The organism is Microbacterium sp. NPDC089987 (assembly GCF_044748505.1).
Lineage (GTDB): Bacteria > Actinomycetota > Actinomycetes > Actinomycetales > Microbacteriaceae > Microbacterium.
In genome coordinates this window covers 116342-140283 of the sequence record NZ_JBIVGE010000002.1, presented here as the reverse complement: position 1 = coordinate 140283, position 23942 = coordinate 116342, and the positions used below count along the sequence as shown (strand labels likewise).

Annotated in this window: 22 protein-coding genes; 12 read left to right on the top strand and 10 right to left on the bottom strand. The window is 69.3% G+C overall.

The window, feature by feature from the left end; genetic code table 11:
- The first annotated feature begins 39 nt into the window (after positions 1–39).
- Complete coding sequence (locus ACIPV2_RS08345; RefSeq protein WP_400840216.1) at positions 40–348, top strand: hypothetical protein; 309 nt, start codon at positions 40–42, stop codon at positions 346–348.
- Between the two features lie 9 nt (positions 349–357).
- On the opposite strand, the gene ACIPV2_RS08340 is transcribed toward ACIPV2_RS08345, so the two are convergent.
- Genes ACIPV2_RS08340 through ACIPV2_RS08325 form a run of 4 tightly spaced genes read right to left on the bottom strand, consistent with a single transcriptional unit; the run spans position 358 to position 2937 of the window.
- On the bottom strand, positions 358–570 hold the full coding sequence (locus tag ACIPV2_RS08340) for a hypothetical protein (protein ID WP_400840214.1): 213 nt from the start codon (positions 568–570) through the stop codon (positions 358–360).
- 35 nt (positions 571–605) lie between these two features.
- On the bottom strand, positions 606–1508 hold the full coding sequence (locus ACIPV2_RS08335; protein ID WP_400840211.1) for a VOC family protein: 903 nt from the start codon (positions 1506–1508) through the stop codon (positions 606–608).
- Between the two features lie 27 nt (positions 1509–1535).
- Positions 1536–1883 (bottom strand): protealysin inhibitor emfourin, encoded by a 348-nt coding sequence (locus ACIPV2_RS08330; RefSeq protein ID WP_400840209.1) that lies wholly within the window; start codon positions 1881–1883, stop codon positions 1536–1538.
- Positions 1858–2937, bottom strand: coding sequence for a M4 family metallopeptidase (locus tag ACIPV2_RS08325; protein WP_400840207.1), 1080 nt, complete (start codon positions 2935–2937; stop codon positions 1858–1860). Before ACIPV2_RS08325 ends, ACIPV2_RS08330 begins: the two co-directional genes overlap by 26 nt.
- Before the next feature lie 102 nt (positions 2938–3039).
- Between ACIPV2_RS08325 and ACIPV2_RS08320 the strand changes: the two genes are divergently transcribed.
- Positions 3040–4557 carry an SDR family NAD(P)-dependent oxidoreductase gene (locus ACIPV2_RS08320; RefSeq protein ID WP_400841782.1) on the top strand — a complete coding sequence of 506 codons (1518 nt, stop codon included), beginning with the start codon at positions 3040–3042 and terminating at the stop codon, positions 4555–4557.
- A gap of 144 nt (positions 4558–4701) precedes the next feature.
- Here the strand turns inward: ACIPV2_RS08320 and ACIPV2_RS08315 are convergent, their stop codons facing one another.
- Positions 4702–5415, bottom strand: coding sequence for a FadR/GntR family transcriptional regulator (locus ACIPV2_RS08315; protein ID WP_400840205.1), 714 nt, complete (start codon positions 5413–5415; stop codon positions 4702–4704).
- A 140-nt stretch (positions 5416–5555) separates the two neighbouring features.
- On the opposite strand from ACIPV2_RS08315, the gene ACIPV2_RS08310 reads away from it, so the two are divergent.
- The 8 genes from ACIPV2_RS08310 (at position 5556) to ACIPV2_RS08275 (ending at position 14565) form a co-directional block, all read left to right on the top strand.
- Positions 5556–7154, top strand: a complete 1599-nt coding sequence (locus ACIPV2_RS08310; protein WP_400840203.1) for an ABC transporter substrate-binding protein — start codon at positions 5556–5558, stop codon at positions 7152–7154.
- Between the two features lie 63 nt (positions 7155–7217).
- Positions 7218–8174: an ABC transporter permease gene (locus tag ACIPV2_RS08305; protein WP_101187909.1), complete on the top strand. Its 957-nt coding sequence runs from the start codon at positions 7218–7220 to the stop codon at positions 8172–8174.
- A gap of 3 nt (positions 8175–8177) precedes the next feature.
- Entirely contained in the window at positions 8178–10226 is a 2049-nt protein-coding gene (locus ACIPV2_RS08300) for a dipeptide/oligopeptide/nickel ABC transporter permease/ATP-binding protein (RefSeq protein ID WP_400840200.1), read from the top strand.
- Positions 10223–11026 carry an ABC transporter ATP-binding protein gene (locus ACIPV2_RS08295; protein WP_101187911.1) on the top strand — a complete coding sequence of 268 codons (804 nt, stop codon included), beginning with the start codon at positions 10223–10225 and terminating at the stop codon, positions 11024–11026. The genes ACIPV2_RS08300 and ACIPV2_RS08295 overlap by 4 nt, the downstream gene beginning before the upstream one ends.
- Before the next feature lie 23 nt (positions 11027–11049).
- On the top strand, positions 11050–11991 hold the full coding sequence (locus ACIPV2_RS08290; protein ID WP_400840198.1) for a dihydrodipicolinate synthase family protein: 942 nt from the start codon (positions 11050–11052) through the stop codon (positions 11989–11991).
- Complete coding sequence (locus tag ACIPV2_RS08285; protein WP_400840196.1) at positions 11991–12941, top strand: ROK family protein; 951 nt, start codon at positions 11991–11993, stop codon at positions 12939–12941. The genes ACIPV2_RS08290 and ACIPV2_RS08285 overlap by 1 nt, the downstream gene beginning before the upstream one ends.
- Positions 12941–13633, top strand: a complete 693-nt coding sequence (locus ACIPV2_RS08280; protein WP_400840193.1) for an N-acetylmannosamine-6-phosphate 2-epimerase — start codon at positions 12941–12943, stop codon at positions 13631–13633. Before ACIPV2_RS08285 ends, ACIPV2_RS08280 begins: the two co-directional genes overlap by 1 nt.
- Positions 13633–14565 carry a DUF4862 family protein gene (locus ACIPV2_RS08275; protein WP_400840191.1) on the top strand — a complete coding sequence of 311 codons (933 nt, stop codon included), beginning with the start codon at positions 13633–13635 and terminating at the stop codon, positions 14563–14565. Before ACIPV2_RS08280 ends, ACIPV2_RS08275 begins: the two co-directional genes overlap by 1 nt.
- A gap of 119 nt (positions 14566–14684) precedes the next feature.
- On the opposite strand, the gene ACIPV2_RS08270 is transcribed toward ACIPV2_RS08275, so the two are convergent.
- Genes ACIPV2_RS08270 through deoD form a run of 3 tightly spaced genes read right to left on the bottom strand, consistent with a single transcriptional unit; the run spans position 14685 to position 19042 of the window.
- Positions 14685–17219 (bottom strand): DEAD/DEAH box helicase, encoded by a 2535-nt coding sequence (locus ACIPV2_RS08270; protein WP_400840189.1) that lies wholly within the window; start codon positions 17217–17219, stop codon positions 14685–14687.
- A gap of 29 nt (positions 17220–17248) precedes the next feature.
- On the bottom strand, positions 17249–18280 hold the full coding sequence (locus ACIPV2_RS08265) for an aromatic acid exporter family protein (protein ID WP_400840188.1): 1032 nt from the start codon (positions 18278–18280) through the stop codon (positions 17249–17251).
- A 51-nt stretch (positions 18281–18331) separates the two neighbouring features.
- Positions 18332–19042, bottom strand: coding sequence for a purine-nucleoside phosphorylase (gene deoD / locus ACIPV2_RS08260; RefSeq protein ID WP_400840186.1), 711 nt, complete (start codon positions 19040–19042; stop codon positions 18332–18334).
- Here deoD and ACIPV2_RS08255 point away from each other — a divergent pair.
- On the top strand, positions 19035–20129 hold the full coding sequence (locus tag ACIPV2_RS08255) for a DUF998 domain-containing protein (RefSeq protein ID WP_400840183.1): 1095 nt from the start codon (positions 19035–19037) through the stop codon (positions 20127–20129). The genes deoD and ACIPV2_RS08255 overlap by 8 nt on opposite strands.
- A gap of 285 nt (positions 20130–20414) precedes the next feature.
- Here the strand turns inward: ACIPV2_RS08255 and ACIPV2_RS08250 are convergent, their stop codons facing one another.
- Positions 20415–21080, bottom strand: coding sequence for a DNA alkylation repair protein (locus ACIPV2_RS08250; protein ID WP_400840180.1), 666 nt, complete (start codon positions 21078–21080; stop codon positions 20415–20417).
- A 99-nt stretch (positions 21081–21179) separates the two neighbouring features.
- On the opposite strand from ACIPV2_RS08250, the gene putP reads away from it, so the two are divergent.
- The gene (putP, locus tag ACIPV2_RS08245; protein WP_400840178.1) at positions 21180–22694 is read left to right on the top strand and encodes a sodium/proline symporter PutP; all 1515 of its coding nucleotides are present in this window, start codon (positions 21180–21182) and stop codon (positions 22692–22694) included.
- Between the two features lie 154 nt (positions 22695–22848).
- On the opposite strand, the gene ACIPV2_RS08240 is transcribed toward putP, so the two are convergent.
- Positions 22849–23877 carry a LacI family DNA-binding transcriptional regulator gene (locus ACIPV2_RS08240; RefSeq protein WP_400840176.1) on the bottom strand — a complete coding sequence of 343 codons (1029 nt, stop codon included), beginning with the start codon at positions 23875–23877 and terminating at the stop codon, positions 22849–22851.
- Between the last annotated feature and the right edge of the window lie 65 nt (positions 23878–23942).

Here is a 23942-nt window from a genome sequence, read left to right as displayed (position 1 = left end):
CGTCGGTGAGACACCGCCCGCAGTCGGTACCCTCGAGAAGTGACCGGATTCGCGCTGAAGACCGTGATCATCGTGGTCATGATCGCGCTGGTCGTGATCGTCGTCGCGCGCATGTTCCACCGGCCAAGCCCCGACGCGTCTCGTTCGCAGGGTGCCGTGCGGAGGATGCCCCTGCTCGCCTGGCTGGGAGCGGCGGTGCTGCTCGCAGCAGGATTCTTCCTGGCGCTGGTGTCGTTCACCTCGCGCTACACCGAAGACCTGCTGCCCATGCGGATCGCCGCCGTGGTGGCACTGCTGGCGGGAGGCGCGGTGCTGTTCGTCGCGTCGCGGCGCGCACGGAAGCGCTGACCGCCGCGACTACTCGCCCGTGTCGTCGACGTCAGCCGCCTCGGGTGCCGGCGCTGTCACCGGGAAGACGATGGTGGAGTACTGGGCGCTGAGCCCCACATCCATCAGGTCGAGCGAAGGCGCCTCGTCGAGTCGCTCGGTCGGATTGGTGTCGTCGAGCGGCTCACCGGGCAGAGCGGCCCATGCGCTGGGCTCCTGCGGCTTCTGTGTGAACAGTCCCATGTGATCATTCTCCTCCGCCGGCCCTCATCCAGGGTTCAGAAGTCGGCGATGACCAGCTTCTTCATGCCCAGCATCCGCTGGTACGCGCCGGGCTTCGCCAGCAGCTCGCCCATGTTCTCGGGCACGATCTGCCAGCTGATTCCGTACCGGTCGACGAGCCAACCGCACTGCTCCGCGTCCGGGACGGCGGAGAGAGCGCCCCAGAAGTGATCGATCTCGGCCTGACCCGCGCAGCGGATCTCGAGCGAGACACCGGGGGTGAAGCCGAACTGATGCTCGACGTTCGAGTCCATGAACGAGAACCAGTGCTCACCGATGCGGAACTCCCCGAACATGACGCTGCCCGCCGCCGCGGTGCCCGAGGCCTCGGGGTACTGCACCACCGTGCCGAATGCGGCGTCGTCGAACAGCGACATATAGAAGTCGACCGCTTCGCGGGCCTGGTTCTGCGCATCACCCGAGAACATGATCTGCGTGATCACGAACGGACGCGGCTCGCCCGTCGGGTCGGTGAGCATCAGCTGCCAGCTGACGCCGTACCGATCCTGCACCCAGCCGTAGTGCGGGCTGAACGGGTACTCGCCGAGCGGCATGAGCGCCTGCCCGCCGTCCGACAGCGCGGCCCAGGTCTTATCGAGCGCGGCCCGAGCGGCATCCGTGTCACCCTCGAACAGCAGCGGATCGAAGTTCAGCACGAACGAGATCGACGGGGTCGGCCGGAATGTGTCGTCGGAGTTGATCATCGTGACTCTGAAGCCGGCGACATCAAGGTCGACGACGACAGGTTCGCCCTCGAAACCCTTCTGGAACTCCGGGAGCTCGTCGGGATACCGCATCGCGACGTGAGCGGCCGCCCACGGCAGCGCCGCACTGTAGAACTGGCCGGCCTCACCCGCGTTGCCAGCGAACCACAGGTTGGGAACGATCTTCTGTGTCATATCTCCACTCCATCGTGGTGTCGGAGGTCAGTGCGTGGCGTTGTCGGAGTCGGCGTCGCGCACGGCGTCGACGAGTTCGCGCCAGGCGCCTTCCAGGCGCGTGTCGGGAACGACCTGCTCGAGCTGCTCGTCGCGCACGCGCACGTGAATGCTCCACACGTAGCGGTCGGCGCCACGGGCATCCGGATCCAGATGCTCATCCCACGGGCAGCGCTCGACGAGCTGGATCCACGTCGGTGCCTGCTCGGGCGCCGGTTCCGCTCGCCAGCGGCGGCGGAGCCCGGCAATGCCGCCGCTGCGCACGACAGCGATGACGATGCGATCCTGCGCATCGTCCGTTCCCGCCCTATCAGCGCGGTGTTCGTGCTCGTGCATCCTCGATCACTCCGACCGCGATCCACCCCTCGCGGACCGCTGACTCCACGGTAGACCCGATCTCGGCCGCCGCGGCGATCGTCTTCTGCGCGAACTCGGTGAAATCGGCCGTCGACGACAAGTCTCCGGTGAGCGCGCGATACCAGGCCAGCCCGGCACCCTCCCACGCGTGGCCGCCGACGGCCCGAGCCGCCAGCGCGAAGGCACGGTTCGGGATGCCCGAATTGATGTGCACGCCGCCGTTGTCCTCCACGGTCTGCACGTAGTCGTCCATGTGCGCAGGCTGCGGGTCCTTGCCCAGCTCGTCGTCGTCGTAGGCGGTGCCCGGCTCGAGCATCGAGCGCAGGGCGCGGCCCTGCACGGCATCCGTGAAGATGCCCTCGCCGACCAGCCACGACGCCTGATCCGCCGTCTGTCCGAGCAGATGCTGCTCGGTGAGCGCCCCGAGCACATCGGCGATCGACTCGTTCAGCGCGCCGGACTGGTCGCGGTAGACGAGCCCGGCTGTGCTCTGGATCACCCCGTGGCCCAGCTCGTGGCCGATGACCGAGACCGAGCGGGTGAACCCGACGAACACCTCGCCGTCTCCGTCGCCGAACACCATGCGCGAGCCGTCCCAGAAGGCGTTGTCGTAGTCCTCGCCGTAGTGCACGGTCGCGTTCAGCGGCGCCCCCGCACCGTCGAGCGAATCGCGCTCGAACGCGTCGAGCAGCATCCGGAAGGTCGCCCCCAGCCCGTCGAACGCCTCGTTGACCGTGGCATCGTCCACCGGCTCGTCATCTTCGGTGCGCACGATGAGCCCGGGGAGGGTCTCGGTGTTCTGCGCGTCGAAGATGGTGCGCGTGGGAGCAGAGGTGACCTCGGCGACCAGTGCGCCGCTCTCATCGATAGACAGCTCGAGCGCGGCATGGAAGGCAGGGCGGCCGGCGATGAGGGTCTGCCGAGCCGCTTCCGCGGCGCGCGGATAGCGCTCGGATCGTGCCAGCTGCGCCAGCAGATATCCCGGCACGATGCCCTGATGAATAGTCGTATACGCAGCTTCTCCGGTGCTCATGTGCTGACCATACGCCGGGGCGCCGACAACGCCCAGGGGGTCACAGGTGGGCCGCGTAGAATCGGCCTAATGACCGACCCTTCGACAGGCTCAGGGACCCAGATGGCGACGGGCCGAGGGGCCCAGGAGGGACTCCTCGCCTCCGGCATCGACCCCGACGACCTCGCCACCACCCTGCGGGTGCTCGCATCGCTCGATGAGGTCGACCAGCAGCATCCGGACTACCTCTCCGTCCGCCGCGCCACCGCGAACATGTTCAAGGCGGTCAAGCGCGCACGGCGCAAGGAGATCCGGGATGCCATCGCCGACGCCGACAAGGCCGTCGTCGCCCGCACGGCGACCGGCGCCCCCGACCGCATCGACGACGAGACCCGCGGCCTCGACCTGGCATCCAGCGTCGACGCGCCCAGCGCCGGCGAGCTGCTCAAGCCCCGCAACTGCTACATCTGCAAGCAGCCATACACGCTCGTCGACGCGTTCTACCACCAGCTCTGCCCCGAATGCGCCCGCTTCAGCCACGGCAAGCGCAGCGCCCGCACCGATCTCACCGGCAAGCGCGCGCTGCTCACCGGCGGCCGCGCGAAGATCGGCATGCACATCGCGCTGCGGCTGCTGCGCGACGGCGCGCACCTGACGATCACGACGCGTTTCCCTCGCGACGCCGTGCGCCGGTTCTCGTCGCTGCCGGACGCGTCGGACTGGCTGCACCGGCTGCGCGTCGTCGGCATCGACCTGCGCGATCCGGCACAGGTGATCGGACTCGCGGACTCGGTCGCGGCCCAGGGGCCGCTCGACATCCTCATCAACAACGCGGCGCAGACCGTGCGGCGCTCGCCGGGTGCGTACTCGCTGCTGGCGGATGCCGAGCTGCAGCCGCTTCCCGACGGTCCGCTGCCTGAGATGGAGACGTTCGGCCACACCGCCGATCCGCATCCGGAGGCGCTGCAGGCATCGGTCGACGCGCATCCGCTGCTGTCGGTCGCGGCCCTCGGCGGCACCGTCGCCGAGCAGGGCGGGCAGGCGCTCACCGCCGAGGATCTGGCGCGTCTCGCCATGGCACCGGGATCATCGTCGCTGGTCAAGCACGCCGACGGCACGGCGATCGACGCGGGTGGACTGGTGCCGGATGTGAACCGGATGAACAGCTGGGTGCAGTCGGTGGATCAGGTCGATCCGCTCGAGATGCTCGAGGTGCAGCTGTGCAACACCACCGCGCCCTTCCTGCTGATCAGCCGGCTGCGAGCGTCGATGGCGGCATCCACTGCGCGACGGAAGTACATCGTCAACGTCTCCGCGATGGAGGGGCAGTTCTCGCGTCGGTACAAGGGTCCAGGGCATCCGCACACCAACATGGCCAAGGCCGCGCTGAACATGCTCACCCGCACCAGCGCCGGCGAGATGCTCGAGACCGACGGCATCCTGATGACCGCCGTCGACACGGGCTGGATCACCGACGAGCGCCCGCACTTCACGAAGGTGCGACTCGCCGAGGAGGGCTTCCACGCCCCGCTCGACCTCGTCGACGGCGCGGCGCGCGTGTACGACCCGATCGTGCAGGGTGAGGCCGGCGTCGACCTGCAGGGCGTGTTCCTGAAGGACTATCAGCCCAGCCCCTGGTGAGGGCCGGCGCGCGCTGCGTACGCCGTTGCACACTCATCCCCGCACAGCACACGAATTCCGGGGATTCCTGTGCAGAGCGGGGAATCCTGTGCATCGGCGACCAGCGCGACCACGCGCAGGGGCCGCCGACGGAAGCAGCGCAGGTCAGGACGACTGGGCGAGCACGCGCTGCAGCGGCGCGTAGTGCTCGATGACCGCGCGGCGATACGCCTCGACGTCTCCCGCGCGCACCGCGTCGAGCATGTCGCCGTGTGCTTTCGCGGTGCTCTGGATGTCGGCCGGGGGAGCGATCTCCAGCTGCGGCAGCACCGCGGTGTGCACGTCCCAGAAGGCGCCGACCAGCTGGCCGACCAGATGGTTGCCGGTACGGGCGAACAGCTGCGTGTGGAAGGCGCGGTCGGCCTCGAGGAAGTTCTCGCCGCGCCCGGCCTTGTCGACCATCTCATCGACGAGATCTGCGAGAGCCGGATGCTCGCCCTGAGCCGTGCCGGCTTCGACGACGCGCTCGGCCATCGAGAGGTCGAGCGCGAGACGCACCTCCACGACCTCGCGGAGCGCGTGCAGCGACCCCTCGGGCGAGAGCACACCGCGGAACACCAGGGCCTGAACCATCGGGTCGAGCGACATCTCGCCGACGAACGTCCCGTGTCCGTGGCGCACGTCGACGATGTCGAGCGTGGACAGGGTGCGGATCGCTTCGCGCACCGAGGACCGGGAGACATCCAGCGTCTCGCACAGCTCGGATTCGGTCGGCAGCGGGTCACCGGGCCGCAGGCTCCGCGTGAGGATGAGCTGCTTGATCTGATCCGCGGTCGTGGCGCGGCGCATCCGGGACGCGCGTGATCGGGTCGGGTTCAACTCGCACTTCCTCTCGCGTCGATCATCTCATTGTGGTGAACGGCCGTTTGCTGTTGAGAACAGCGCCTATCTGTGGTTATAGTACATCAGACATCTGATGTCCTCGACGATGTCGTCCCCTCCCGAAACTGGAGCATCACATGACCCGACACATCCCTCGCAGGCGCGGGACCCGATTCGCGGCGGCGCTGGCCGGCTCGATCGCCGTCGCCGTTGCGCTCTCCGGCTGCGGTGCCGCGGCCACCGACAAGAACGACGCAAGCGCCAAGCCCGGCAAGGTCGACTCCGACGCCATCATCGAGGCGGGCATCTCGTACTCGCTGAGCGGCAGCTTCGACCCGATGGTCGCCTCCGGCGCCGTCACCGTCTCGGCCAACTGGCACATCTTCGAAGGCCTGGTCGATCTCGACCCGGTCACCCAGAAGCCCGCGCCGGCGCTCGCCGCCGACCTTCCCAAGAAGGTCGACGACACCACGTACGAGATCGACATCCGCGAGGGTGCGACGTTCCAGAACGGCGACCCGGTCACCTCTGAGGACGTCGTCTTCAGCTACGAGCGCGTGCTGGACCCGGCCAACAACTCGCTCTTCCTGTCGTTCATCGACTTCATCGACACGGTCACCGCCGTCGACGAGGACACCGTTCAGATCACCACGGACTACCCGTTCTCGCTGATCAACGACCGACTCGGCGTCGTGAAGATCGTGCCGAAGGCCGTCGTCGAGGCTGACCCCGAGGCGTTCGCCTCGAAGCCCGTCGGCTCTGGCCCCTACGCGCTCGTCTCGGCCGTGCCCGAGGACAAGATCGTCTTCGAGCGCTACGACGACTACAACGGCCCGCACCCGGCCCTCGCCGCCGGCATGAACTGGAACCTGCTGGCCGACCCATCGGCTCGCGTGACCGCCATGTCGACCGGCACCATCCAGGCCATGGAGGACGTGCCCTACATCGACGTCGACTCCCTCGCGTCGGCCGCCGAGGTCGAGAGCGTGCAGTCGTTCGGCCTGCTGTTCATGATGTTCAACACCAAGGCCGCGCCGTTCGACGACCCGCGCGTGCGTCAGGCGCTGCACTACGCCCTCGACATGGACAAGATCATCGAGACCGGCATGCTCGGCAACGCCACCGCCGCCACGTCGTTCCTGCCGGAGAACTACAAGAACTACCACAAGGCGTCGACGGTCTACACGTACGACCCCAAGAAGGCGAAGTCCCTGCTCGCCGACGCCGGCGCCTCGGACCTGTCGATCACGCTGCTCACCACCGACACCGGCTGGGTCAAGGAGGTCGCGCCGCTGATCAAGGAATCGCTGGATGCCGTGGGCGTCAAGACCACGCTCGAGATCGGCCAGTCCGCGGCCATGTACGAGAAGGTCGACTCCGGTGACTACACGGTCGCCGTCGCCCCTGGCGACCCGTCGGTCTTCGGTGTCGACCCCGACCTGCTGATGAACTGGTGGTACGGCGACAACGTGTGGTCGAACACCCGCACCGCATGGGCGGACTCGCCCGAGTACGCCGAGCTGACCGGTCTGCTCGACCAGGCCGTGCAGCAGGATGGCGACGAGCAGCAGGAGACCTGGAACAAGGCCTTCGATCTGCTCTCCGAGCAGGCCGTGCTCTACCCGCTGTTCCACCGCAAGCTGCCCACCGCGTGGAGCGACCAGGAGCTGGTCGGCTTCAAGCCGGTCCCGACCACCGGACTGTCGTTCCTCGACGTCGGAGTCGCTGCCAAGTGATCCCCCTCCGGGCGGCGCGCGACCCGCGCCGCCCGGAGATCCCCCTCGAACAAGAAGGCTCCCGTGTCCAGCACGCTCAGTCTCATCGGCCGCCGCCTTCTGCAGCTGCCCGTGATGATCTTGGGCATCACGTTCCTCGTGTTCTTCGTGATGTCCTTCTCGCCCATCGACCAGGCCAGAGTCGCACTCGGCGAGACCGCCTCCGCCGACGCCCTCGAGGCCTACCGTGAGAAGCACGGGCTCAACCTGCCGCTGCTCGCGCGCTACCTCGGCTTCCTCGCCGGGCTGTTCCGCGGCGATCTCGGCACGTACTCGGCGCGCAGCCTTCCCGTCATCGACGAGGTCTCCCGCGCCTTCCCCGTGACCCTCTCGCTCACGTTCTTCGGCCTCATCATCGCCGTCGTGCTCGCCTTCACGATCGGCGTCATCGCCGCCGTGTACCGCGACCGCTGGCCGGACCAGGTCATCCGCTTCTTCGGAGTCGCGGCCCTTTCGACGCCGTCCTTCTGGCTGGCGATCCTGCTCATCCAGGTCTTCACTCTCGGGCTCGGCGCGCTGCCGGCATCCGGTCCGCTGCCCGACTTCTGGACCGACCCGTCCGCCTGGCTCGCCCGCATGACCCTGCCTGCCGTCGCCCTCGCCGTGCCGGTGATCGGCCAGCTGTCCCGCGTCGTGCGCACCTCGATGGTCGAGGAGCTCGACAAGGACTACGTGCGCACCGCGCTCGGCGCCGGCATCCCGCGCGTGGTCGTGGTCGGACGCAACGTGCTCCGCAACGCCCTGATCACCCCCGTGACCGTGCTCGGTCTGCGCATCGGCTACCTGCTCGGCGGCGCGGTCGTGATCGAGATCATCTTCGCCATCCCCGGGATGGGCACGCTCATCCTCAACGGCGTGACCAACAACGAGCCCAACCTCGTGCAGGGCGTGACGCTCGCGGTCGCCCTCGCCTTCGTCGTGATCAACATCATCGTCGACCTCCTGTACGTGCTCATCAATCCCCGAATCCGGGCGGTGTGACCCATGCGACGCAAACTCACTGAACGACTCTCCGTTCCCGGCCTCCGGTTCGGCGGCCTGTCCGTCGGAACCGTGATCTGCATCGTCATCCTGGCGATCATCGCGCTGTCCGCCGTGCTCGCGCCGCTCGTCACGGCATATGGCCCGCTCGCATCCGGAAGCCCGGTGCAGGCGCCCAGCGGCGACCACCTCTTCGGCACCGACCGGCAGGGGCGCGACATCTTCTCGCGACTCGTCTACGGCGCCCGCTACTCGCTGGTGATCGGCATCGGCGCGACGCTCGTCGCCCTGGCCGTCGCCTGCGTGCTGGGCACCATCGCCGCCACGGCGCCCAAGTGGCTGTCCGAGACGCTGATGCGCGTGATGGATGTCATCATGTCGTTCCCCGGCATCGCCCTCGCGGCCGTGTTCGTGGCCGTGTTCGGCAAGTCGCTGCCCGTGCTGGTGCTGACCATCGCGTTCCTGTACGTGCCGCAGCTCACCCGCATCGTGCGCGCCAACGTGCTCGACCAGTACGGCGAGGACTACGTCTCGTCCGTGCGTGTGATGGGTGCGCGCACCCCGCGCATCATCATCAAGCACGTGGCCCGCAACGCCATGGCGCCCGTGCTCGTGTTCGCCACCGTCCTCGTCGCCGACGCGATCGTCTTCGAAGCCTCGCTGTCGTTCCTGCAGGCCGGTGTTCCCGATCCCGAGCCCAGCTGGGGCAACGTGATCGCAGCCGGACGCAACCTGCTGATGTCCGGCGCCTGGTGGGCGACGTTCTTCCCCGGCATCCTGATCATGATCACGGTGCTGTGCCTGAACATCCTCTCCGAGGGACTCACCGACGCGATGGTGTCGCCGCGTGCGCGCAAGATCACCGCCGATGCGGCCGGCACCGAGGAGTCGACCACCGATCTCGAGCGCGCCGGCTTCGACGGCACGAACGTCATCCCCACCGTCGACACCTCGGTGAACCTGTCGGTGCCCAGCGGGGTGCCCGAGCTGCGTGCGCCGCAGGTGGCCGTGGTTCCGCTCAGCGAGCGCCTCGCCGAGCTGCGCACCCGAGAGCTCGCTCGCAACGACCGGATGGTCTACGCCGGTGACGACGCCCCGCTGCTCGAGGTGCAGGATCTGTGCATCTCGTTCCCCCGGCACGGCGATGTCGACGTCGTCGACCACGTGAGCTTCACGGTGCGCCCCGGCGAGACCATGTCGCTGGTCGGGGAGTCCGGCTGCGGCAAGTCGATCACCTCTCTGGCCATCATGGGTCTGCTCGACCCGAAGGCCGCCGTGCGCGGGCGCATCATGTTCGACGGCGAGGATCTGCTGCAGATGGCACCCGCGCAGCGCAATGCACTGCGCGGCCACGACATCGCGATGATCTACCAGGATGCGCTGAGCTCGCTGAACCCCGCCATGCTCATCCGCTCGCAGATGAAGCAGCTCACGCGCCGCGGCGGCACCCGCACGGCCGAGGAGCTTCTCGAACTCGTCGGCCTCGACCCGAAGCGCACCCTCGCCTCGTACCCGCACGAGCTCTCGGGCGGTCAGCGCCAGCGTGTGCTGATCGCGATGGCGCTCACCCGCGACCCGCGTCTGGTGATCGCCGACGAGCCGACGACCGCGCTCGACGTCACCGTGCAGGCGCAGGTGGTCGAGCTGCTCATGCGGCTGCAGCGCGAGCTCGGCTTCGCGATGATCTTCGTCTCGCACGACCTGGCCCTCGTCGCCGAGCTGACCCACCGCATCACCGTCATGTACGCCGGGCAGGTCGTCGAGCAGGGCACGACGCGCGAGGTGCTCACCCAGCCCGTGCACGAGTACACGCAGGGCCTGCTGGGCGCGGTGCTCTCGATCGAGGCCGGCTCCGATCGCCTGCACCAGGTGTCGGGCGTCGTGCCGTCGCCGCGGGACTTCCCGCGCGGCGACCGCTTCGCACCCCGCTCGTCGAACCCCGCGCGCTACGCCGGCGTCACGCCGGTGCGCAGGCAGATCCCGGGCACCGAGCACTTCTACTCCGCGCATCCCGACGATGCGCCCGTCGAGCCGATCGGAGCAGGGCGATGAGCGATCCCATCATCGAGCTGAAGGACGTGCACGTCCGCTACCGCACGCGCACCTCATCGATGTTCAAGCCGAACTACGTCGACGCGCTGGCGGGAGTCTCGCTCACCGTGAAGCGCGGCCAGACGCTGGGCATCGTCGGCGAATCCGGATCGGGCAAGTCGACGTCCGCGAAGGTCCTGATCGGGCTCGAGAAGCCCACCAGCGGCCAGGTCGTCTTCGCCGGAGAACCCGTGCGCTCCTTCACCCCCGCGGTGCGTAAGCGGCTGGGGCGCATCCTGTCGGTGGTGTTCCAGGACCCGGCGACGGCACTCAACGCCCGCATGACCGTGCGCGACGCGCTGCTTGATCCGCTGCAGGTGCACGGCCTCGGAGATCCCGCCTCGCGTCAGCGCAAGGTGCGCGATCTGCTCGGACTGGTCGGGCTTCCGGCATCCGCTCTCGACGCGCTGCCCGGCCAGCTCTCCGGCGGCCAGCGGCAGCGCGTGGCGATCGCCCGCGCTCTCGTGCTCGACCCGCAGGTCATCATCGCCGACGAGCCGACCTCGGCCCTCGACGTCTCGGTGCGCGCGCAGATCCTCAATCTGCTCACCGACCTCAAGGACCAGCTCGGGCTGGGCATGGTCTTCATCTCGCACGACATCCAGACCGTGCGCTACCTCTCCGACGAGATCGCCGTGATGAACCGCGGCCGGGTCGTCGAATTCGGCGATGCGGCCAGCATCTTCGACAACCCCTCCGACGACTACACCCGCACACTGCTCGGCGCCGCGCCCTCGCTGCTCGAGCCGGCATCCCACTGACGAACGAACGAACCGGAACCCTCATGTCCTCTGCATCCCCCGCCTTCGCAGGCATCGTCCCCCCTGTCGCCACGCCGCTGCTGCCCGACCACACCGTCGATCACGCCTCGCTCACCCGCCTCGTCGAGTACCTCGTCGACGCCGGCGTCGCCGGCCTGTTCGCGCTGGGCTCGACCGGAGAGACCGCGTACTTCACCGACGACCAGCGCGTGGAGATCCTCAAGACGATCGCCTCCGCGAACGCCGGTCGCGTGCCGATCATCGCCGGCGCCATCGAGCTCACCGCGCCGCGGATCATCGAGACCGCTCGCCGGCTGGTGGATGCCGGTGCCGACGCGATCGTCACCACCGCGCCGCTGTACACGCTGAACTCGCAGGCCGAGATCGCCGACCACTTCCGCACCATCGCCGCCGCGATCGACGCGCCCCTGTGGGCGTACGACGTGCCGGTGCGCGTGCACAAGAAGCTCACCTTGGAGCTGCTGATGCAGCTCGGCACCGAGGGCGTCATCAAGGGCGTCAAGGACTCGTCGGGAGACGACGTCGGCTTCCGTCGCCTGATCGCCGCGAACGAGGCGGCGGGTCGTCCGCTGCAGCTGCTGACCGGTCACGAGATGGTCGTGGATGCCATGCTGCTGGCCGGCGCCGACGGCGTGGTCCCGGGAGCGGCGAACGTCGAGGCCGAGGGCTACGTGCGTCTGTTCGAGGCCGCCCGCAGCGGCGACTGGGACACGGCGCGCAGCGAGCAGGAGCGCATCAACCGCATGTTCGACATCGTCTTCCAGCCGGCCGGTCTCTCGGGCGACGCCACCGGAGTCGGCGCGTTCAAGGCGGCGATGAAGGCACGCGGGCTGATCGAGCACGCGACCATGGCGCACACTGTGACGCCTCTCGATGACGAGGCCGTCGACAAGGTCAGCGGCGTGCTCGCCGGTGTGGAGCTGCTGCCGGCCGCGACGCGCTGATGACCGAGGTCGTCCTGGCCGTCGACGTGGGCGGCACGAAGACCGCCGCTGCGCTCGCCGGCCGGGACGACGTGCCGCTCGCGACGCGCGTCGCGCCGAGTCGCGCCGCGGACGGACCGGATGCCGTGATCGGCACGATCGTGGCGCTCGCGACGTCTCTGCTCGAGGCGGCGGACGCCGCGTCCGGTGAGCGGACGCTGCTCTCCGGAGTCGGCGTCGGCACGGCGGGTGTCGTGGATGCCCGCACCGGGACGATCGTCTCGTCGACCGACACCTTCGCCGACTGGCCGGGGACCGACGTGTCGGCCCGTCTGCGGGCAGTGCTGGGCGACCGGCTCGTCGAGCGCGCCGTCGTCGCCGTCCAGAACGACGTCGACGCGCATGCTGCCGGGGAGTTCCGCCACGGCGCGGCGGCCGGCGCATCGAGCGCCCTGATCGTCGCCGTCGGCACCGGCATCGGCGCCGGAGTGATCGTCGACGGCCGTCCTCTGCGCGGCGCCCACCACGTGGGCGGCGAGCTCGCGCACCTGCCCATCCGGGGCGCCGATCACCTGCGCTGCCCCTGCGGACGCATCGGCCACCTCGAGGCCATCGGCGCCGGCATCGGCCTGCACCGGCACTACCTGTCGCTCGGCGGCGACCCCGCCGTGTCCGATTCCCGTGCTGTCGCTGCGGCCGCCACGGCGGGCGACGAGCGCGCCGTGCAGGCCATCGCCGATTCGGCGGCAGCCGTCGGGCGCGCACTCGCGGGCGCCGCATCGCTGCTCGACCCCGAGCGGATCGTCGTGACCGGCGGCGTTCCGCAGATCGGCGATGCGTGGTGGAACCCCATGCTCGCCGCCTACCGTGCCGAGGCGATCGACGCCCTGCAGACCACACCGATCCTGCCGGGAGCCCTCGGCGACGACGCACCGCTGCGCGGAGCCGCGGCATCCGCATGGAGGAACTGATGCGATTCACCGATGTCCCCGAACGCCTCGCCGGCCGCCTGGTCGTCTCATGCCAGGCCTACCCCGGAGAGGCGATGCGCGATCCGCGCACCATGTCGCAGGTCGCGCAGGCGGCGATCGTGGGCGGCGCCGCCGGCATCCGGGTGCAGGGCATCGCCGACATCCGCGCCGTCGCCGACCTCGATGTGCCCATCGTGGGCCTGTGGAAGGACGGCGACGACGACGTCTTCATCACGCCGACCCTCGATCACGCGCGAGCGGTGGTGGATGCCGGGGCCGACATCGTCGCCATCGACGGCACCCGCCGAGCCCGCCCCGACGGGCTGACGCTGGCCGAGACGATCCGCGGCATCCGCGTGCACGGCGACGTGCTGATCATGGCCGACTGCGGTTCGCTCGACGACGCGATCGCGGCCGAAGCCGCCGGCGCGGACTTCCTCGGCACCACGCTGTCCGGCTACACCGGCGAGCGGGCGAAGACCGACGGCCCGGATCTCGAGCTCATCTCGCTGATCTCCGAGGCCTGCGAGCGTCCGGTCATCGCCGAGGGCCGCCTGCACACGCCCGCCCAGGCCGCAGCGGCCATCAGCGCCGGAGCGTTCGCCGTCTGCGTGGGCACCGCGATCACGCATCCGTCCACGATCACCTCCTGGTTCGCCGGCGCGGTCGACGCAGCCCGGAGCACGCGCTGATGTCTCGCCCCGTCGTCGTCAGCGCGTACCCGCTGTCACCGGCGTTCGCGGACTGGGATCCTGCCGTCGAGGACGAGGTGCTCACCGGGCTCGCCGACCTGCCGGGTGTCGCGGCGCTGGAGGTGCCGTGGATCGACGGCATCCACCCGCACGACTCCGCCTGGTTCCTGGGGAACGTGCCCGACGTCGCCCTCGCCGTCACGCCGCTGCCGTTCGTGATGCGCCGGCTCGCTACACCGGGTTACGGCATCGCCTCCCGTGACGACGACGGCCGCCGGGCCGCGATCGCCGACCTGCGTCGCGTGGCCGCGGACGTCGCCGAGATCACCGAGCACAGCGCAGCGCACGTCGACGTCGTCGAGCTGCACACCGCGCCGCGCGGCGAGGCGGATGCCGACGCTCTGGCGCGTTCGCTCGCCGAACTCGGGGAGCTCGATTGGTCGGGAGCCCGCCTGGTGATCGAGCACTGCGATGCGCACGTGCCCGGACAGACGCCCGAGAAGGGCTTCCTGTCGCTGGACGGCGAGATCTCGGCGGTTCGCTCGTCGGGCGCCGATGTCGGCATCTGGATGAACTGGGGGCGATCGGCCATCGAGCTGCGCGACCCCGACGCCGTCGCGGGGCAGATCGCTGTTGCTGCCGAGAGTGGGCTGCTGGATGCGCTGGTGCTCTCGGGGGCTTCTGATTGTGAAGGTCCGTACAGCGGGCCGTGGATCGACGCGCACCATCCCTTCGCGTCGATCGACCCTGCAGCGGAGTCGCTTCTCACGGACGAGCGCGTGTGCGCAACTGTGCGTGCGGCCGGCTCTGTGCCGTGGCTCGGCCTCAAGGTGAGCCGGCGTCCCGGCGCGTCTGCAGCCGAGGCGCTGCGCGCCGCCCGGGATCACCTCGAGGCGCTGCGCGCTGTGAATCGGGTCAGCAGCGTGGAGTGAGCGGGCTGCTGCTCTGAGGTCGGCTGTGCGCGTGCAGAACTGCACAGACTTCCCCGTTCTGCACACGAACTCATCGAATTCGTGTGCTGTGCGGGGAGAACTGTGCAGGTGCGGCGGCCCTAGAGGCGATCGACGCCGGTCACGGTGACCACGGCTTCGCCGGCCTCGTCGGATGCCGCGAGGTCGATCGTGGCGGAGATGCCCCAGTCGTGGTCGCCCGCGGGGTCCGCGATGATCTGCCGCACCGTCCAGGTCTCAGAGCCCTGCTCGATGAGCAGCAGCTGAGGGCTGCGCGCGTCGGCGTCGGTGAGGATCTCATTGTGCTCGGCGTAGTAGGCGTCGAGGGCGTCGTTCCAGCCGTCTGCGCCGAAGTCCGCGTCGAGGGATGCCAGTGACTCGACGTCTTCGCGAGCGGCGAGCAGCACCCGGCGGAACATCTCGTTGCGCACGAGCACGCGGAAGGCGCGGGTGTTCGCGGTGAGGCGCTTGGGCGCTGGCGGCACGACCGGCTCTTCGCCCTTCGACAGGCTCAGGGACCCAGACACGAGCTCGGACCATTCATCCAGCAAGCTCGAGTCGACCTGACGCACGAGCTCGCCGAGCCACTCGATCAGATCGCGGAGCTCGTCGGTCTTCAGCTGCTCGGGGATGGTCTGCGACGCCGCGCGGTAAGCATCCGACAGATAGCGCAGCACCACGCCCTCGGAGCGTGCGACCTTGTAGTAGGCGACGTATTCCCCGAACGACATGGCCCGCTCGTACATGTCGCGCACCACAGATTTGGGGTGCAGTTCGAAGTCGCGGATCCACGGCTGTGACGAGCTGAAGGTCTCGAACGCCGCGCTCAGCAGTTCGTCGAGGGGCTTGGGGTAGGTGATCTGCTCGAGCAGCTCCATGCGCTCGTCGTACTCGATGCCCTCGGCCTTCATCGCGCCGACGGCCTCACCGCGGGCCTGGAACTCCTGCTGACTGAGGATGGCTCGGGGGTCGTCGAGGGTCGCCTCGACGATCGAGATCATGTCGAGTGCGAAGGTCGGATCCGCCGGGTCCAGCAGTTCGAAGGCGGCGAGGGCGAACGGCGAGAGCGGCTGGTTGAGCGCGAAGTCGGGCTGCAGATCGACGGTGAGGCGGACGGTGGGGTGGTCGCCGGCGCGTTTCGCCTCGCCTTCGGCTCGCTCAACGACCGGGGGGACTCTCTCCACGACACCGGACTGCAGCAGGGTGCGGTAGATGCCGAGCGCGCGCAGGGCGAGCAGTCGCTGGTTCGCGCGCGGCTCGTGATTGTCGTATACCAGCGAGCGCATATTGGCGAACACATCACCGCCGCGCGCGATCACGTTGAGCATCATCGCGCTGGTGATCTGCATGTGCGAGGTCAGGGTCTCGGGCTCCGACCCGATGAGCTTCTGGAACGACGGCTCGCCCCACGACACGAATCCGTCCGGCGCCTTCTTGCGGATGATCTTGCGCTTCTTCTTCGGGTCGTCCCCGGCCTTCTTCACCGCCGCCAGGTTCTCGGTCTCATGCTCGGGCGCCTGCGCGACCACGGTTCCCGCCGTGTCGTACCCGGCGCGGCCGGCACGCCCGGCGACCTGATGGAACTCACGAGCGTTCAGCTGCCGCATCCGGGTGCCGTCGAACTTCGTCAGAGCCGTGAGCAGCACGGTGCGGATCGGCACGTTGATGCCGACGCCGAGTGTGTCGGTGCCGCAGATGACCCGCAGCATGCCGCGCTGTGCGAGCTGCTCGACGAGGCGGCGGTACTTCGGCAGCATGCCGGCGTGGTGCACGCCGATCCCGAGCCGCAGCAGCCGTGACAGCGTCTTGCCGAACGCGGTCGTGAAGCGGAAGCCCCCGATGAGCTCGGCGATGGCATCCCGCTGCTCGCGAGTGGCGACCTTCGCGCTCGCCAGCGCCTGCGCGCGCTCCATCGCCGCCGCCTGCGAGAAGTGCACGATGTAGACCGGTGCCTGTCCGGTCGAGAGCAGCTCGTCGATCGTCTCGTGGATCGGCGTCGTCTCGTAGTAGAAGTGCAGCGGCACCGGGCGCTCGACGCCCGTGACGACGGCGGTCTCGCGTCCGGTGCGGCGGGTGAGGTAGGCGGCCAGCTCGGTGACATCGCCCAGGGTTGCCGACATCAGCACGAACTGCGCCTGCGGCAGCTCGAGCAGCGGAACCTGCCACGCCCAGCCGCGGTCGGGGTCTCCGTAGAAGTGGAACTCGTCCATCACGACCTGCCCCACATCGGCATCCGCGCCCTCGCGCAGCGCACGGTTGGCGAGGATCTCGGCGGTGCAGCAGATGATCGGGGCGTCGCCGTTCACGGACGAGTCGCCGGTGATCATGCCGACGTTCTCGGCACCGAACACGTCGACCAGGGCGAAGAACTTCTCGCTGACCAGCGCCTTGATCGGGGCGGTGTAGAACGTGCGGCGTCCGCCGGCGAGAGCGGCGAAGTGGGCGCCGATGGCGACGAGGGACTTCCCGGTGCCGGTCGGCGTGGAGAGGATCAGGTTCTTTCCGGAGACGATCTCGATCACGGCCTCGTCCTGCGCGGGGTAGAGGCTGATGCCGGTCGACTCCGCCCACTCGACGAAGGCCAGATAGACGGTGTCGGGATCGGCGTCGCGCACGAGAGAGGGATCGAGAGGCATGATGCTTCGATCCTTTCACGCGCGATGCGTCAGGTCTCGTCGCGCAGCTCGCCGTGGATGCGCCGTAGGTCCTCCATCAGCGACCCGACGAGGATCCAGTGGTCGGATGCCGGAGGGCGCACCACCAGAGGAGTGGTCAGGGCCGGAACGGGCGCAGTACGGGCATCCGGGACCTCTTCCGCCGACTGCACCGCGAGCCGCACGTCATGACCGGCGCGATGCAGCTGCTCGGCGATCGCCTGGACGGTCGGGTCGGTGGCGAGGGAATCCTCGTAGTGGTCGATGTAGGCGCGGGTGATGCCGATCACCTGCGTGACGACCGGCGACAGCCTGTCGAACACCTCGCGCAGCTGCGCGAGATCGTCGCGGTGGCGTCCGCGGCGAGGGTTGAGTGAGAGCGATTCTTCGGCTGCGGTGAGGGATGCCTCGGCCGCGTCCTTCATCGGGCGCAGCAGCCGCGCCTCGAGCATCAGCTCCTGCAGCTGCACGGCGGTGCGGGTCGTGGGCAGCGCGTCGCCGAGACGGTCGAGGGAAGCTGCGAGTTCGCGCCCCAGCATCCCGATGTCTCGCCGGGCCGGAGCCGAGAGCACGGGCGGGACGACAGCCACGTTCACGACGAATCCGATGGCCGCGCCGATCAGGGTCTCCACGATCCGGTCGAGGGCGTAGTCGGGGTTCGAGGAGCCCAGGGCGAGCACGAGCACGGCCGATATCGCCACCTGATTCGCGGTGCCGCTGGAAGCGCGCATCGCCCAGGCGGCGAGCAGCGCGACGACGACGGCGGCGAGCACCACCCAGCTCTGCCCGCCGAGCAGTAGGCTCAGCAGCACCGCGATCACGACGCCGAAGATCACGCCTGCGCTGCGTTCGAGCGCCTTCGACAGCGACTGGTTGACGCTCGGCTGCACGACCAGCAGTGCCGCGATCGCGGCGAACACCGGCAGCGGTCCCGGGATCAGCCAGCCCGCAATGAGCCACGCGGCGATGGTCGCCGCGGCGGACTTCAGCACCTGCAGCAGGGGAGCGCGGCGGGTGGAGCGCAGGGCGGCGGGGAAGCGCATGGCTCAACGGTAGCTCTCGCGGGGGCCGCCCGCCGGCCGCTCGTGCCCGGATCAGGCCGTCGCGGCGCGCAGCGCGATCTCGATCATGTCGCCGAAGCTCTGCTCGCGCTCCTGCGCCGTGGTGGCCTCGTGGGTGACGAGGTGATCGGAGACCGTGCAGATGCTCAGCGCGCGGCGCTGGTGGTACGCGGCGAGCGTGTACAGGCCGGCGGTCTCCATCTCGACCGCCAGGGCGCCGTGTGCGACGAGCGGCTCGGTCAGCTCGGGCCTGGTGGAGTAGAACTGATCGCTCGAGAACAGCAGGCCGACGTGCACGGCGGCATCCATCGTCATCCCCTCGGCCGCCTCGACGGCCGCCCGCAGCAGCGAGAAGTCCGCGACGGGGGCGTAGTCCTGGCCGTGGAAGCGCACCCGGTTGATGCCGGAATCCGTGCACGCGCCGTTGGCGACGATGACGTCACGCATTCCGACGCGCTCGGTGAGCCCCCCGCAGGATCCGACGCGCACGATGGTCTGCACGTCGTATTCGGTGAACAGCTCGGTGGCGTAGATCGCCATCGACGGCTGCCCCATGCCGGAGCCCTGCACCGAGACGCGGTGGCCGTTCCAGGTGCCGGTGAAACCGAGCATCCCGCGCACTTCGCTGTAGAGCGCGGCGTCGTCGAGGAAGTTCTCCGCGATCCACTTCGCACGCAGCGGGTCACCGGGGAAGAGGACGATGGGGGCGATGTCGCCGGCCGCGGCCGCGATGTGAGTGCTCATTCCTCCAGCGTATGTCGGCCGCGAGTGGTTCGATGAGGGCATGGAGACCGGGCTGCGGGAGCTGGAGCGGATGCTGTGGGCCACCGCGGTCTGCTTCTCGGCGGGCGCGGTGGTGGGCACCGGCGTGCTGTGGGGCGCTGCCCGCCCGTTCAGCGGCGACGGCTCGGTCATCATCCCGATCGCGCTGGTGGCGGCCGTGATCGCGGCGGTCGCGTTCACCATCAGCACCCGGATGCACAGGCGCGGCGAGACCGCGCCCATGCCGCCGTGGCAGGCGTCGGTCTCGCACATCAGCGCAGCCGCGGTCACCGTCGCGATCGCCGGCGTCACGGGGCTCGGTGTGCTGCTCGCCGGCGAGGTTCTCGCGACCGGACTGGAAGGCCTGACCCTGCCTGCGCTCGCCGGCGGAGTGTTCACGGGCATCGCGTCGGCACTCGGCGGCCGCCTGGGTTTCCGCATCGGGATGCGCCTGAGCACCCAGGACATCGCGCGGCTGCTCACGTCGTTCCTGGTGGTCGGCACGCTGTTCGCGATGCTGACCGCCACGGATGCCGCCTGGTGGGAGCGCAGCTTCTCGGAACTGGGGATCGGCGCAGGCGGATGGGCGTTCAACGGCACGGCGGTCGTCGCCGGGCTGCTGGTCGCCACGACCGGCTCGTACCTCGGCCGGGATCTGCACCGGATGCTCGGTGACAGCGCGCTGCCGCGAATCGCCGCCATCGTGCTCACCTGGGCCGGGGCCGGAGTCGCGCTCGCCGCAGTCGGGCTGCTGCCGCTCGACCGGGTGCCGGTCGCGCATGCGATCGCTGCGTTCTCGATGCTGGTGCTGATCCTCGCGGCGGCGGTGCTGACGACGCTGCTGCTGCGGGATGTCGCGACGCTGCGGGTGCTGACGATCGTGCTCGTCGGCACCGTCGTGGTCGCCGCCGTGATCGCGTTCGGCTTCAACCTGCTGTCGGTCGCCGCCCTCGAGGGCATCGTCGTCGGCGTCGTGCTGCTCTGGCTGACGACCCTGGTGCAGCTGCTCGCGGTGCTCGCGCCCGACGCGTCGCGCCCGTCCGCGCGTCGGTCGCCCCTGCGGGCCTGAGGAGCGTCGCCAGTTCCCTCTGGCCGCATCTCGGGCGGAGCTGCGTCGTCGCTCGCGCTCGGCGGGTCCCATATGGTCGCCTCACGGCACGCGAGGCGGCTATTCGGGACCTGCGGGTGGCCGGCGGGAGCCCCGCGTGTTCGAGCTGCGTCGCCGCCCGCGCTCGGCTGGTCCCATGTGGTCGCCTCACGGCACGCGAGGCGGCTATTCGGGGCCTGCGAGCGGGACGAAACGCCGGCGACGCGGCCATTCGGGACCTGAGCGCCGCGCGAGAGGGCGGCATCCTCACCCCTGGCGACGCACCATCTCGGCGATCCAGGCCGGAGCGAAGGGCGAGGTGCAGTTCGGCGGCACGGGGTAGTCGGCGAGCACCTGCAACCGCTCCCCCATCGCCACGGCGCGCTCGCGCAGCGCCGGATGATGGATGCCGATGTACGCCAAGGTCTCATTCATCGCCCACTGCTCGCGGCTGGGCGCATCACGCAGCTGTCGTTCGATGCGGTCGAGCAGGGCATCCAGATCCAGCCCGCCGGGGCTCTTCTGCACGCGAACCGAGGTCAGCGACCAGGCGGCGGCGCGGGCATCGGCATCCGGATCATCCATCCAGCCCAGCCGCAGCTCCTCGGCGAGGGGTGACTTCTTCGCGATGTAATTCACCAGCCAGTCATGCGCCTTCGCGCTGTGCGTGGAGCGCAGCATGCCGTCGATCTCCGAGGTCGACAGCTCGCGAGGCTTGGCGATGAGCAGCGCGACGAGCTGGCCCGCGACGTCGCCGGTCGCCCAGAGCGAGCGCGCCAGATCGGTCGAGAGCCCGGCGCGCTTGGCGACCCCGCGCAGCTTCGACAGGTTCACGCCGTGGGCGTCTCCGTGCCGTTCGTTCACTGCGCGGGCCTTCGCATCCTCGAGAGCAGCGAGCTCTGCGAGGATGTCGTTGACGGTCGAGGTCGGCATCCCGAAAGCGTACCCGCGGGTCAGTCTGGTGGGCGGGGGACCGCTGTGCCATTCTCGGAAGGCACCAAGCGGCGAGATCCGCCGCGGAAAGGACGAGTGATGTCCGATCAGATCTTCACCTACGTCGCACTCGGGCTGTACTTCGCGGGCATGCTGCTCATCGGATACATCGCGTTCCGCCGCACCGACGACCATGAGGACTACATGCTGGGCGGGCGCAACCTGCCGCCGTGGGTCGCGGCGATCAGCGCCGGAGCCGCAGACATGTCGGGATGGCTCGTGATGGGCCTGCCCGGCGCGATCTACCTGACCGGTCTCATCGAGGCGTGGATCGCGATCGGCCTGACGATCGGCGCCTACCTCAACTGGCTGCTCGTCGCCCCGCGTCTGCGCGCGTACACCGAGGTCTCGCGCAACTCGATCACCATCCCCAGCTTCTTCGAGAACAGGCTGCGCGACACCAGCCGAACGCTGCGCATCGTCTCGGGCCTGATCATTCTGATCTTCTTCACCCTCTACATCTCGTCGGGCATGGTCGCCGCGGGCGTCTTCTTCGAGAGCGCGTTCAACGGCGACTACCTGTTCGGGATGCTTCTGGTGGGCGGCATCACGCTGCTGTACACGCTCTTCGGCGGATTCCTCGGCGCCTCACTCACCGACGTCGTGCAGGGACTCATGATGGTCATCGCCCTGATCGTCGTGCCGGTCGCCGCGATCATCGCCATCGGCGGATTCGGCGAGACCGGCACGCTGATCGCCGAGAACGCCGGCGCGGGGCACCTCTCGCTGCTCGGCGGCGGCGCCGTGACCGGCGGAACGATCCTCGCGATCGTCTCGGCTCTGGCATGGGGGCTCGGCTACTTCGGCCAGCCGCACATCATCGTGCGGTTCATGGCACTGCGCTCGCCGCAGGAGGCGAAGAGCGCCCGTCGCATCGGCATCTCCTGGATGGTGCTGTCGATGTTCGGCGCGGTCATCTCCGGCCTGGTCGGCATCGCCTACATGGCGAAGCAGGGCATCGAGCTCGACAACCCCGAGACCGTCGTGCTGCTCATGTCGCAGACGCTCATGCATCCGTTCGTGGCCGGCCTCATCCTCGCGGCCGTGCTCGCGGCCATCATGAGCACGATCTCGAGCCAGCTCGTGGTGTGCTCGTCGGCGCTCGTCGAGGACCTCTACAAGGTGGCCCAGCGCACGCCGCCGTCGCAGAAGCGTCTCGTGCTGATGGGACGGATGGCTGTGCTGGTCGTCGCGGTCATCGCCATCGTGCTCGCGATCACGCCGAACGATTCGATCCTCGGCCTGGTCTCGTTCGCGTGGGCCGGGTTCGGCGCGGCGTTCGGGCCGATCATCATCCTCAGTCTGTTCTGGCGCAAGCTCACCAACTGGGGCGCGCTGGCCGGCATGTTCGTCGGCGCGGCCACCGTCTTCATCTGGAAGGCGCTCGACACCGGCCTCTACGAGCTGCTGCCTGCCTTCGTGCTCGCCGCCGTCGCGGCGGTCGTCGTCAGCCTGATGACGTACCGGCACAACGAGGAGATCCAGCAGGAGTTCACCGAGACGGGGACAATGCTGACCGTGCCGCGTCCGCACGCCGTCGGCGACACTCCCTGACGCGGGGTTCGAGGCGGCCATTCGGGACCTGCAGGGCGGGGTGAGGATGTTTCGCGGGCCGAGTTGCGTCGCCCTCGTGCTCGGCAGGTCCCGTTCGGTCGCTTCGCGGGGCTCGAGGCGACCATTCGGGACCTGCGGGTGGGTCCGCGACGGATCAGCGCGCGACCGGAGCCGCAGTGGATGAGCGGATGATGAGCTCCGGATGCAGGTCGGGCTCGTCACCGGCATCCGTCCCCTCGATGTGCGAGATGAGCCGCTGTGCGGCGGCGCGTCCCATCTCCTCGAACGGCTGACGCACGGTGGTGAGGGCGGGGGAGGCGTACGCGGCGAGGGCGATGTCGTCGACGCTGACCACGGAGACGTCGTCGGGCACCCGTCGACCGGCTTCATGCAGGGCGCGGATCAGCCCGAAGGCCATCTCGTCACTCGACACGAACACGGCGGTGGCGTCGGGGATGGCGGCGATCGTGCGTCCGGCGCGGTAGCCGGATTCGGGCGTCCACTCGCCGGGGATCAGCGGCGGCGGCGTGATGCCCCGCTCGTGCAGCACCTGCTCCCACGCCTCGCGGCGGTGGCGCCCTTCGATCCAGTACTCGTCGCCGCCGACGTGCCAGACGGTGCGGTGGCCGAGGTCGAGCAGATGCTCGACGGCGAGACGGCCGATCGCGTGCTGGTCGACGACCAGCGGCGCGTCGAGCTGCAGCGAGGCGACCTGGCTGCGCGTCGAGGGCGTGCGCTCGGTGCGCATGCGCATCTCGGGACTGTCGAGCTCGACCGGGACGTTGAGCACGACGCCCTCGGCTCCCTGCCGCTCGAGGCGGTCGAACGCCTCGAAGAAGGCAGAGGTGGACGCGTGGTCGGAGACCGACGCGGTGGTGACGGTGTACCCGCTGGCCGCCGCGGCCGTCTCGACGCCGGCACCCAGCGCCGCGGATGAGTACCGGTCGTTGGAGACGACAATCATGCCGATGATGCGGGTGCGGCCGGATGCCAGTGACGCGGCGGCGGCATGGATGCGGTAGCCCAGCGAGTCGATCGCCGCATGCACGCGCCGTGCGGTGTCGGGGCGCACGTTGGGGTGGCCGGACAGCACCCGGGACACGGTCTGAGCGCTGACGCCGGCGGCGCGCGCGACGTCCATCTGGTTCGGCGCGCGGTCAGAAGCGGGGCGGCGGGGCGACATCCCGTAATGATAGCGGCGCACCCGTACAGATCTCGGCCTTCTCCGGCAGGCGAACTGCGGTAATG